We start from the raw sequence: 2,102 nt of genomic DNA, 5'->3' as shown, positions 1-2,102 counted from the left end.
CGAGGGTGGCGGCAACGCCGGTGGCACGGGGGCTCCCGGCGGCAACGGCGGCGACGGCGGCCAGGGCGGCAACGGCGGCAACGCCGGCAACGGTGGCGGCGCAGCCGCCGGCGGCGGCGCAGCAGGGAACGGCGGCAACGGCGGAGCCGGCGGTAAAGGCGGTATCAGCACTTTGGGCGCCACGGGTAGCCAGGGCGGTCAAGGCGGCCAGGGCGGCCAGGGCGGTACGGCCGGCGCGAACTCCTTCGGGGTGAACGGCGCCGGGGGTACCGGCGGGAACGGTGGTCAGGGTGGTTCGGGCGGCGTCGGGGGCACGGCCGTTGACAGCGCAGGCGGCAACGGTGGGGTCGGCGGCAACGGCGGCGCGGCCGGCGCCGGGGGCAGCGCGGGCCTCGGTGGCACCGTCGGCAACGCCGGTGTCGGCGGCAACGGCGGCACCGGTGGGGACGGTGGCGCGGGCAGCGTCGGCGTCGGCGGCGGACTCAGCGCCGGCTTCGACGGCGGCGTCGGCGGTCAGGGCGGTGCCGGCGGCGACGCGGGTATTGGCGGAACCAACGGCAACGGCGGCGCGGGCGGCCGCGGTGGCGAGGGGGGAGCCGGGACCCAACCGCTACCCGTTGCCTCTGGTCAGGGCGGTGACGGAAGCAACGGGGGCAACGGGGGCAGTGGCGGCAACGGCGGCCTTGCAGGCTCTGGCGCCGGCGCGGCAGGGAAAGGGGGCGGGGCCGGCGACGGCGGCGACGGCGGAGCAGGCGGAGCAGGTGGTCAGGGCGGCGTAGGCGGTTTTGCCTTCGGCGGCACCGGCGGCGCCGGCGGCAACGGCGGCCAGGGAGGCGTGGGCGCTCAAGCCGTCGGCAACAACGCCTCCGGTGGAGACGGCGGCAACGGCGGCGCTGGTGGCGTGGGCGGCGCCGGTGGTCTGGGCGGACTCAATTCCAACGGAGGTAGCGGCGGCTTGGGCGGCAACGGCGGTGCGGGCGGCATCGGCGGCTCGCCCACTGGCAGCGGCAACGGCGGTACAGGCGGAGACGGAGGGAACGGCGCCGACGGCGGCCACGGCGGCAACGGCTCAGGGTTCTTTGCCGCGGGCGGCACGGGTGGCAACGGCGGCAATGGCGGCAATGGCGGTGACGGCACCGGTGCGCCCGGCGGGCTGGGCGGCGACGCCGGCGATGGCGGCCTCGGCGGAAACGGCGCCGGCGGAGGCGGCAACGGTGGCACGGGTGACCCGGGCACGCCAGGGAGCCCAGGCGCCTGACGTGTTTAACTCACCCCGCCGACGGTTTAACACCGGTCGGCCGTCGTTGCATCACGTTTGCTGACTCGTCGCACCTTCACCGTCTCGGCCTCTTGAGCACCGCTGAGTCGGTCCCTGCGTCGCCCGCCGGCAACATAGCTGTCATCCACCAAACGTCATTGCAGGTCATTACACGAAAATGACGTTCCAGACCCGACACTGAGCGAATTTATCAAGATCACACTATAAGTATTGTTATTACTCAAAGCGGTGACATAAAGCCTGCGAAAACATAAGATCCGCGCAAGCGATCCCGGCGTGGGGCGGAATTGTGAACTCGTTCCCTGCTACCTGGAGCCGCTTGGATGTCGTTCCTCTGGGTCTCCCCCGACGCCGTGGCTGCCGCTGCCACGGATCTGTCGAGACTCGGATCTTCGGTTGCTGACTCCAATGCAGCCGCGGCTGTTCCGACAACGCAGGTTCTTGCTGCTGCGACCGACGAGGTGTCGCTGCGCATTGCCGCGCTGTTCGGTGCGCATGGTCGCGAATATCAGGCTGTCAGCGCGCTCGTAGAGCAACTCCAAGCTCAATTCACCCAGGCGCTGAGGGCCGGCGCGGGTTCGTATGTGTGGACCGAAGTCGAGAACGCCCAGCGCGCCGTCCTCGGCGTCATCAATGCGCCCACGATGACGCTGCTCGGCCGGCCGTTGATCGGTGACGGAGCCAATGCCACGACCCCTGGCGGTGCCGGCGGGGACGGCGGAATCCTCTTCGGTAACGGCGGCGCCGGCGCGGCAGGCGCTGTTGGACAGGCCGGCGGAGCGGGCGGATCGGCGGGCCTGTGGGGCAATGGTGGGCCGGGTGG

At 71.9% G+C, this 2,102-nt stretch carries 2 protein-coding genes; both read left to right on the top strand.

Translation table 11 applies throughout. The features are described from left to right. Positions 1-1,258, top strand: a 1,258-nt coding sequence (locus AO501_RS38010; RefSeq protein ID WP_197419838.1) for a hypothetical protein, incomplete at its 5' end; no start/stop codon positions are given. Between the two features lie 344 nt (positions 1,259-1,602). Beyond that, the coding region (locus AO501_RS13830) for a PE family protein (protein ID WP_156452546.1) at positions 1,603-2,102 on the top strand (500 nt) is incomplete at its 3' end.

It is taken from the genome of Mycobacterium gordonae (genome assembly GCF_001417955.2).
In the GTDB taxonomy this organism is placed as follows: domain Bacteria; phylum Actinomycetota; class Actinomycetes; order Mycobacteriales; family Mycobacteriaceae; genus Mycobacterium; species Mycobacterium gordonae_B.
Note: the sequence above shows the minus strand (reverse complement) of the source record. Positions and strands in the feature narration are given on the sequence as shown.